A 9,912-nucleotide genomic window follows, 5' to 3' on the forward strand; every position below is an offset into this window, starting at 1 on the left:
CTGTTTTGGTAGAAAAAAAAATTTCGGCCTAACGGCCTTTGTTGATCCCCCCCCCGTTCCGCGGCCCCCCCCTTTGCTGTCTTGCATTTTCCTGTTGGCTTGCCATGATTGGCTGTCCATGCAGTGCATGCGTTTGGAAAGATCAGGATCGAAAAGACTTGTTGGGAACCGAATTTGATGACCAATGCGTAGTCTCTGATCGGAGCCCTGCCTTGACTTGATTAATAGGAGGGGAGCATTCCGTTCGAATGATTCCCGATCTGGCCAACTCGCCAAGGGTTGTATGATCCTGTCAGGGGGGCTTCTCTGCGCAGCTGGAGAATATCAGTTGCCGCCGCGGCCTTTACAACAGCTCCCATACTTGAGGTACTCAGCCGCAAGGATTTAGCCGCTCCGATTTTCCTTGCGTCGCATCCAGAGAGCTTCTGACATGCTACGTCGCTCGGCTCCACCGCGACGCGTAATCTTCATCGTTTTGCACCGGCTGGACAGGAAGGCTGTGTCTGGCCATCATTACGACTCTTACCATTGAAGCGCGAATCCCTTCCCTCGTTCACTCCAAGCGCGTTCCACAATCACTCGCCCAGGGTTCGGAAGCAGATAACGGCCCAAGGCAAAGAAGTAAGGGCGAGGTGAATGTGAGCCCACCGCTCGTATCTGACGGTGGGGGGTAAGGCGCCGGAAGCTAGAGAGCCCTGCAAAGGTGCGCCCGACAACCCAACGATATCACTCAGTCGCCTTTTACCGGCACGCCGTCGGGAGAGGGTGTTCGCAGACGATCACGGGGAAGCGGAGCCGCCTTGTGATCGGCGACTTCGATGAAGTCCCCCGCTATCAGCCTCGCCCCGCGATCATAGGTCAGATAGCGCCAGAGCCACTGCATCGACACGAGAAACCGGTGCTGGAAGCCGACCAGCAGATAGACATGGATAACAGCCCAGGCAGCCCAGGCAAACCATCCCCTGATCTTGAAATCTCCTTGCTCGAACACTGCCGCATGCCGTCCCACGATGGCCGTGTTGCCTCGGCTGTCGTAACGGAACGGCGTCAGCGCGTCGCCCGTCCGGATATGGCGGGCCAGCGTCTGCCCCAGATGGACACCTTGCTGCTTGGCGACCTGTGCCAGTCCGGGAAGGGGTTTACCGTCCGGCCCAGCGAAAACGGCCACATCACCCAGTGCGAAGACCTCCTCCTGTCCTTGAACCCGCAGGGTCTGGTCCACCGGGATGCGTCCGGCCCGGTCTGTATCCCCAAGCTGTCGCGCCAAGGGTGAAGCGGACACGCCGGCAGCCCAGATCACAATGCCCACTGGTTGCTCTTTTCCGCCGATCACGATGCGGTCGGCCTTGATCTCTTCCACCGCCTCGCCCGTCCGGACGCAAACCCCGAGGCGCTCCAGCCGCGCCTTGGCATAGGCCGACAGTTCTTCCGTGAAGCCGGACAACAGCCGTGGCCCTGCCTCGACCAGTGTGATCCGCGAGGTTTCGGGCCTGATGGTGCGGAAGTCGCGTGCCAAGGTATAGCGGCTCAACTCGGCAATGGCGCCTGCCAGTTCGACGCCCGTGGGCCCGCCACCGATAATGGCAATTTCCAGCAGGCGCTGGCGTTCGGCCGGGTCGGCCGCACGCTCTGCACGCTCAAATGTCAGCAACACCTGCGAGCGGATGTGGCGGGCGTCCTCGATCGTCTTGAGGCCCGGAGCCCATTGCGCCCATTCGTCATGGCCGAAATATCCATGCCCGGCGCCGCTGGCGAGAACAAGACGGCTATAGCCCAGAGTCTGTCCACAGCTGAGCGTGAGTTGCCTGCGCGAGGTGTCGATGGTGGTCACCTCCCCAAAGATCACGCGCACCGACTTGTGGCGCCGGAGGACCTTTCGGATCGGCTCAGCCACATCGGTGGCAGACAGGGCGGCCGTCGCAACCTGATACAAGAGCGGCTGAAACAGATGATGGTTGTGCCGATCGATCACCGTGGTGGATATCCCTGCACGGCCCAATCCCTTTGCCACCTCCAGTCCTCCAAAGCCTGCGCCGATGATCACGACATCCGAATGCATCTCAGCGTCTGCCTGATCACGATGGAGGGTCTGCTGCTGCTCCGTCACGCCTTGTCCTTTCCTTGTGTCAGTCAGGGCCTCGCCCGGGGCTGTCACTGCGACGAACCTGTGGAAGGGGGCGTTGTTCCCGGCATCAGTCCTTTCATGGCGCAGCCGCGGATGGCCGTCGTCTGTCTTCGTCAACACCTGAGAGCGATCTCCACAACTACTGCGGCTTTGGGTCCGGCACGGCAACACGCTGACGATGCGCGCGGTGATCCGCCGCCTCTGGCGCGGCCTCGGCTTCTTGCCTCCCAATTGATCGAACCCTGTGGCAAAAAGCCGGAACAGCAAAGACAGGACATCCCCATGGCCGTGACGATTGCCGACCCTCTTGAACTGAGCATTGTTGAAATGATCAACACCGAGAGAGAGGCGGCTGGCGTGCGGCCTGTCCATACCGAGGTTCACCTCAACGACTCTGCACGCGATCATTCGGAATGGATGGCCGAGCAGCAGACGCTGTCCCATACCGGCAATGAGGGCAGTTCCCCCAGTGAACGCGCCGAAGACGCCGGCTTTCCGATGCAGGGCGGGTCGTGGAGCGTGAGGGAGAACGTGGCCTATGCCAGCAACGATGGAGAAGTCGACGCAGATGTCCTTTCGGTCCTCCACGATGCCCTGATGAACAGCCCTTCCCACCAAGCCAACATCTTGGATCCCGATGTCGATTATGTCGGTGTCAGCCTTGCCCAAGGTCAGGTGCAGACAGAAGAAGGGCTGCGTGACGTGGTCTTCCTGACCCAGAACTTTGGCAGCAGCACGCAGCCCGTTCTTGTTCAGGAAGAGGTGGGCGGCGAGGCCGTGCTGACATCCTATGTGGATGGAGAGGCCATCCCCGGAAGTTCGCAACCGCTGCCCAAAGATGAAGACACGACCACCCCTGACGGAGCAGAGGACGACGACACCCGGGATGACGACCAAGAGGATCCACAGGACCGGGAGACAGCCTCGGGCGGATCCTGCTTTGTGGCAACGGCGGCCTATGGCAGCCGAATGCATCCGGACGTGGTGACGCTGCGGCGCTTCCGCGATGAAATCTTGGTCAAGCACCGGGTAGGACGCGCCTTTGTTCGCCTTTACTGGTTAGTCGGCCCGCAGCTTGCAAAGGTTGTTCGGCACGATCGCGCAGGCGGATCTTTGAGTCGCGGAATTCTCCGGCCTTGCGTGGCATTGGCGGCGAGGACTCTGGTTCGCCAAGAAGATCGCAAGTGACTTGGGGCTTGAGCCAAGACTGCAGTGACGACGCCTGAGGCACTGGGGGCAGCAAGGAAAGGCTGTCCGTTCTTCGGCGGAAGCTTTATTCCGCGATTGCCTCTGCGCGCCGGATCCCAGGCTTCAACATTGGGCGGAAAACATCCCTTACCGATGACTTGGGAATTCCAAAAAGGTGCTCTCAGCCAAGGGGGATTGGTTTCGGCGTTTCTTGCTGTTGTGGACTAAGTTTACCCGTTGGAATGTCATAGTCGTACGTGTATGCCTGATCAGAACCCTGCTAAATCACATGAAGGATCATCCTGTCACATGACGTGCAACAGGATTGGGTCTCTCCTCTATCTGAACGCCAACTGCGGCGGTGCATGCATGACCCCTTTCATGAGAACCTCGCCTCTTGCCAAAGCAAGTGCTGACGTTTAGCGAAACACGTCAGCGTTGAACCTGCCGAAAAGAACAGCTTATTTGCGCGCACAAACAGCATATTTTCAACATGTCTTTGTGCGGAGTCAGTAACATGTTTCGTCTTGCCCTTTGCGGCCTCGTTTTTCTTGCCGCGTGTTCATCCACGCAATACCCGTGCAGTGATTTGTGCATGAGCGCCCTTGTTGAGTATGAACCGGGCTACGAGCCTGCCACATCGCATTGACACTGTTCGCAATGGCAACAACGAGCCCTTTTGTCTGCTGACGATGTGAAATTCTTTCAAAGTTCGATGTTGGCGAAAGCGCTACCAAAGCTGGATCAATGCATAAAATTCCTCCATCCCCCTGCGCATCGGCCTGTTGAGGCGATCGCAGCGGCGTGTTGGCAGAGGCCTTGATTACTGCTTGCTGCCATATGTTGGCTTGATGGCGTTGCCGGGGCGATTCAGCTTGCAAGCGGCTCAAGGGAAATTCTGAATGCACCTTGACTCAACTGCGTCCGCGGAACAGATGCAGGGCCGTTCCATGACGCTCCTCAAGTACCGATCCTGCCATGCCTGACTGGCCTGACCTTTACCTTATGCGTCACGGAGAAACCCTGTGGAATGCTGAAGGGCGTCTTCAGGGATCACTGGATGCACCGCTGACCGCCAGAGGGCGACAACAGGCTATGTGGCAGGCGGATCTGGTGTCCAAGATTGATGGCCAACGTTGGTCCAGTCCTCAAGGGAGGGCGCAGCGGACCGCCGAAGTGATCTTTGGAACGAACGGGTTTCTGCTGGACGACCGATTGTCCGAGATCGGTATCGGCACTTTTGCGGGCCAACTGCTCTCCGATCTGCAACAGGCGCGTCCGCACATATTCCAAGGAAGCCCGCTGGACTGGTATGACCACTGTCCTCAGGGCGAAGGCTTTGCTGGCCTAGCTCTCAGATGTCGCAACTTTCTGAACAGTTTGACAGGGCCTGCGCTGATCGTGACCCACGGAATGACGCTGCGCATGCTGCGCCTGATAGCGCAGGACATGCCGCTCAGCCGACTGGCAGAAGGAGACATGCGACAGGGCGTTGTCCATGTCATCCGCCGCGGGTGCAGCAACATCCTCGACCATCATAGCGATCCTGATTAAGGCAATTTCGGCTCTTGCAACTTGCCGCGCCACAGGTATTCATGCTCCCACTGCAGCGTTGATGCTGTCAGGTGCAGGGCCCGTTAGCTCAGTGGTAGAGCGTCCCGTTTACACCGGGCCGGTCGGCAGTTCGAATCTGTCACGGGCTACCACCTGCATCGCCGGAAGTCCTGTACGATGCGGCAGCCTTTAAATTCAGTGAGAATGACAGCGTATCTCTTTAAGAGATGAAGGTTGTTCTCTAAAGAAGCCCCCTCTTCTTTTCCGCCTGAGGACTAGACTGTTTGGAACCGGAGTTTTCGGGGGACATTTTCCTTCTAGAAGAAGGGTTGAGGACGATGAAGGCATCGGGGATCACGAAAAGCGCGGGACCGGCGCTTGTGCTCACGCGAGGCGAGAAAGGCACACTGGTTGCGGAGATCTGCCGGAAGGCCGGGATCAGCCAGTCACCCTGCTTCAGTCGGAGCAAGAAGGTGCAGTTAACAGCCCCGCGAACTGCCTGCCCGGCAGACGCGCCATGGCGGCTTGCTGCCCGGCGAGATGCGCCGGCTGAAGGCGCTGGAAGGCTGAGCCTGTGAGAGCCACTGGTCCGAAAGAACAGCCCAACAGCAGCCGGCTGAAGAAGGTCATGGCCGACCTGAGGTTCGACCGGGAGGTGTTGCGAGGCACGTCATCCGCCAAGGGATCGTTCGCCAGTCCGCTTGAAGCGGTGGCACCTGCTGGCCCGCCCTGCCCGGACCGGAGACGGGTTGATGGGATGCGGGTGGACGGGAGTCGGTCCGCAGTGCCTGTGGAGGCCCGCGGCCGGCCCGCCAATCGGCCATTGCCAATCCCGCCGAACCGGGCAGACCGCCCTTCAACAACAGGTCAAGGAGATCTGCGAGCCGCGGGTGCGCTGCGGCCATTGTCGCGTCCATGCTCTGCTGCAACGGGATGGTGGGCCACGTGAACACCAAGAAGACGCGCAGGATCCACAACGCGTTGGGTCTGCGGCTCGGGAGCACGCCTCCCAGGGGCGGGTGAAGGCAAGGCCGCGCGACGATCACCAGGAGGCTGCCGGGCCATGATACGCGCCGGGCCGGAACACAGTCCGGGACTGTTTTTCCCGGCGAATGTCCATGACCAGCTGGCCTTGGGCAACATGCTGCGGGTCCCGAGCATCGTCGATACGCCTTCCCGCTCTTGTTGCGCCGCCGATCCCCGCTTCATCTGTCGCCGCGAGGACGTGGTCCGGACACTGGAACGCTTTTGCGGTCGCACCGGCTGACCAAGAATTGTCCAGGACGACAAGAGCCGCATATTCATGTCCGTCAGACCCATATGTCTGACCCTCGATCCGTGGGCCTATGCCAACAACGCCACCCTGGACTTCTCGCGGCCGGCAAGCCCACCGACAACGGCTTCATCCTGCGTCAGGGAAACAGTCTGCCGGACTGTGTCCCGATCCTCCTCACCTTCAACAGCACGCTCAGGTCGGAATGCCTGAACACGCGTCGCCATCGCCGCTCGGACCCGTGGCGCACCATTGACTACGTCATGAGCACAGTCTGATCATCGGGTCTCAATTGTTCCAAGACATTTATTGCAGAATCGAACCCTGCCTAAGCCAAGCGAATGAATCATTGGTGATGACCCCTATACATGTTGCTTTGTTCCTTATGACATTTTGTCCTTAAAACTTTCTGGCTTTGCTGGAATCATTGCGATGCAAATATGGGCGGGGTTCCGCCACCTAGTTGGAATGAACGAAACTAGACGTGACTTGATCAGGCGGTCCGTTATGGATCTGGCATCTGATGGTATATATCTGCGTGCGAACGGTATGATCGATATGCCGCACACTGAACTTGGAGGCCGTCATGACGGAACGTCACAACCACCTGAGGTCTCGCTTCGGGATGCTTTTCATGATCGCTTGTCTGACCGCCACGCAAGCAGGCGCTCAGGCAGGCGGGAATAACCTCCCGAGCTCTCGCGACATCTGGCGACATCTGCCCCCGGTGCCCGGCCGGGCTCGCGAGCCTGTGCCCGAAGCTGCATCCGAGGCGCGTGCGCCCGCACCTGTTCCCAAACCGACCCCATCAGCTTCGGCCGCTCCTCGTCCAAGTGGGCCTGCGTCCGCAACGCCGCGACGCGCACCTGCCGCTGTGGCCCGCAGGGTCGCTCCCGAGGCCACGGCGCCCATGGTATCCCGTACGCTGGCTCAGGCGCGGGTCGTGATTAATTATCCTCAGCTTGGCGGATACGAGCGGTCGCAAGAGCTGGTCCGCCTCCTGCGCGCAGTAGGTACGGCCGAAGTCGAGACCCGCGCTGTTCGTTATGCCGTTGATCAGCAAAGCATCCGCTACTTCCATGCAGCCGACCGTGACGTTTCCGCAATCATCGGCGACCTGATCAGAGTGGCAGGCGGAGGTGGTCGGGAAACTGTATCAGATTTCACCAATTTCCGTCCCTCGCCTAGAAACGGAACGGTAGAGATCTGGTTGCCCGAGACAGGATTCTAGCCATTGGCACGACAGCTTTGACCTAGGTGAAGGACTCTTCGCGCTGCTTCTGAAGCCACCGTTGAACGTCCGCATGCCTCGTTTAGGCCCTCAAGCGGCGCTCGGTTGAGGACATTCTTGACGACCAGAGGAAGGAGGGCGTCGCCACCCATCGTCTGACCGACCGGGAGGGGATTAATTGGCCCACCCACCTCGGGACGACCACCTTATGTTTGCCGCCGCCCAGCAGGCTGACATCTTCAGCTTCGAAAACGCAACTGGAGTTCTCACCCTCTTCTCAAATGCCTCTATGTATTGAGGTATCACGGTTTCGCACCTGCCGCGTATCAAACCTCTTTTCTCCAGAATTCGCTAGCGGGGCTGACACTAGCGCAAGCAGCCCCCGATGCACTTGCATTCTGCTGGATCACCTTGTCGAGATTGCCGACGGTCTTGTGGATCTGCTCCGCCCTGACCGACATGTGTTCTTGGATCGAAGCAGAAATTTCCAAGACGAGGTTAGCAGCACTCTGGATGTTTGGGCTCGAGCGTAAAGCGCTCGCTGACATTCCTCATCTTGTGAAACCCTTCTCAAGCGGCGCTTGTATAGAGGCCGCATTGGCTCTGGCTGTTGCTCATTCAACATCTGCTTTCTGAAGCGGCTGCCCACAAGCGAGCCTCCTCTCGCTAGTTGTGTCAGCAACATAAGCGCGCCCGAGCTTCGGTAGCAACCCTGCCGGCAAACGCCTTCAAGTTGGAAGCAAGTGTTTTAAATCGGCCGATGACCTGAAGAAATGATTATGAAAATTTCGTACCGCGACCCTCGAAGGCCCTGCGGGCGCCCTCTGCAAAACCAAGGCCGCACATATCTCGCGCTACTCAACTCAGACGTTCAGGCTCTACGCCAGAGACTGGAGAATTCGCCACAACGTCTCTGACAATCGCCTGGACTTTCAGGGCTGTTTCTTCCTGAAAACTCTGAGCTTCGGTGTCGTCCGCCCGCTTCAACCGATAGGGAAGACCTATGGGGCTGCGCTGCCAGATAACCGTCCAATGCGTCAGGGCGATCACATAAGCACCCAGATCACCCATATGGATCGTATCCAGCACTCCGTCCTTATCCCGGCTGAAAAGATCTTCGCGCGAAGTGACACCGGCGAGTTGCCCAGCCTCTGCCGCACGCGCGACCGCAGCCATCGCCTGACCTCCCGGTATCAGGAAAATCTGTCCCGTGCCTTGGCGCGCTTCGGCGGGTGCAAGGACGCGGCTTAGCCACTGCTCGGAAAGGTCGGCGTCGATACGTTCGAGCCACCCGGCGGGATCGTCCAGATTGTGCCAGCTTTCATAAAGATAAATTCGGATGTCCGGGTTGCCTTGCCGCGCCAGCTTTGCCCATTCGCTCAGCCAGCGGGGACTCTCATACCATCGAATTGCATCACGGATTTCGACCATCTCCGTCATGATCAGGACATCGAATTTGTCAGAGGCAAGCGCTTCCTTTGCGGGAATAGGGCTCATGCCACCGCCATGAAGCTCGAATCCTGGAATTTCCGGACCATCCTGCCAGTGCTGCTTGAGGGTCGTGCCCCACCCGATTTGCGAGGCATAGGCGTGCTTGCCAAGCTGTGACAGCATCGCGGGCATATCGCGGCCAACAAGGCTGTGGCCGAGGTGATAGATGGCGTCCACTCGCTCTGGTGGGGCAAGCGGCGCCCTTTCGGCCACTGTCATCGCTGCAGGTGATCCTTTCCACCGTCGCCATGCGAAAGTAGACAAACCAAGCCCGCTCATGGCAGCGAACAATGATCCCAAAGCAAACCTGCGATTCATGCACTGTCCTTCTCGAACGCCGATGGATCCTTGCTGACACGTGAATCAGGCCTACGCCCTCATCCACATTGTCAAACCTCTTATACAATTACTGCTGGGGACCCAAACAGGATGTTTGCCGGTACTGCGTGTGCTCAGGGTCTGGATATTGGATTGACGGTCAAAATGTAAGACCATCAATCAAGCCTTGTTGGTCTAGCTGTGCCTGACGAACGGCTATAGGACCTTGCATCCCACCTCACTGCAGACACTGGCCTCCCTGTAGGCTCTGCGCGAAACTCTGAATTTTGGCAGGTATCGGATGATATGTTGGTTCAAGAACCTTGTGCCGAGAATGATGAGGAAGAGGTTGGCCGCAGACTGTTCCCTCTACACGAGGTCCAGATGAGGTCATTGCGGAAGGCTCGTGAAGCAAGAAGGCATAGATAAACCTGCCTCGCCCTTTTCGGGCATCGTCCTGCAAGACTGTTCACAGAGCGCATCGCATACACTCACCGGCTGCACCCAGAATACCTCTCTCAACGACAATATCGTCTGCCGCAGGATAAGTGACATCAATAAGGAGCCCATCCGCTTGCTCCCATTGGCGCAAAAGGTGCAGCATGCTTCACGACTTCACGGGAATGTCGATCTGGTTTGGGTGACCTAAAAGTATCACCTTTACGCCTAGGGTTATCCCTATAAACATCAGATCCAGAATATGACGATTGCGGCGAGGATGATGGCATTGAG

The 9,912-nt window shown here is 58.4% G+C and carries 6 protein-coding genes and 1 tRNA gene; 5 read left to right on the forward strand and 2 right to left on the reverse strand.

The window, feature by feature from the left end; genetic code table 11:
• Nucleotides 1-730: 730 nt before the first annotated feature.
• Nucleotides 731-2,107 carry an NAD(P)/FAD-dependent oxidoreductase gene (locus ACLHHB_RS01780; protein WP_410216565.1) on the reverse strand — a complete coding sequence of 459 codons (1,377 nt, stop codon included), beginning with the start codon at nucleotides 2,105-2,107 and terminating at the stop codon, nucleotides 731-733.
• A gap of 300 nt (nucleotides 2,108-2,407) precedes the next feature.
• Between ACLHHB_RS01780 and ACLHHB_RS01785 the strand changes: the two genes are divergently transcribed.
• The 5 genes from ACLHHB_RS01785 (at nucleotide 2,408) to ACLHHB_RS01805 (ending at nucleotide 7,371) form a co-directional block, all read left to right on the forward strand.
• Entirely contained in the window at nucleotides 2,408-3,313 is a 906-nt protein-coding gene (locus ACLHHB_RS01785; RefSeq protein ID WP_410216566.1) for a CAP domain-containing protein, read from the forward strand.
• Nucleotides 3,314-4,318: 1,005 nt separating this feature from the next.
• Nucleotides 4,319-4,867, forward strand: a complete 549-nt coding sequence (locus ACLHHB_RS01790; RefSeq protein WP_410216570.1) for a histidine phosphatase family protein — start codon at nucleotides 4,319-4,321, stop codon at nucleotides 4,865-4,867.
• A gap of 77 nt (nucleotides 4,868-4,944) precedes the next feature.
• A tRNA-Val gene (locus ACLHHB_RS01795) sits at nucleotides 4,945-5,019 on the forward strand.
• Nucleotides 5,020-5,930: 911 nt separating this feature from the next.
• A complete protein-coding gene (locus ACLHHB_RS01800; RefSeq protein WP_410216567.1) occupies nucleotides 5,931-6,134 on the forward strand; it encodes a hypothetical protein in 204 nt (67 codons plus the stop codon).
• 916 nt (nucleotides 6,135-7,050) lie between these two features.
• On the forward strand, nucleotides 7,051-7,371 hold the full coding sequence (locus ACLHHB_RS01805) for a hypothetical protein (RefSeq protein ID WP_410216568.1): 321 nt from the start codon (nucleotides 7,051-7,053) through the stop codon (nucleotides 7,369-7,371).
• Nucleotides 7,372-8,229: 858 nt separating this feature from the next.
• Here the strand turns inward: ACLHHB_RS01805 and ACLHHB_RS01810 are convergent.
• Nucleotides 8,230-9,180, reverse strand: coding sequence for a hypothetical protein (locus ACLHHB_RS01810; RefSeq protein WP_410216569.1), 951 nt, complete (start codon nucleotides 9,178-9,180; stop codon nucleotides 8,230-8,232).
• Nucleotides 9,181-9,912 lie beyond the last annotated feature (732 nt).

Source organism: Paracoccus sp. (in: a-proteobacteria) (assembly GCF_046462195.1).
GTDB lineage: Bacteria > Pseudomonadota > Alphaproteobacteria > Rhodobacterales > Rhodobacteraceae > Paracoccus.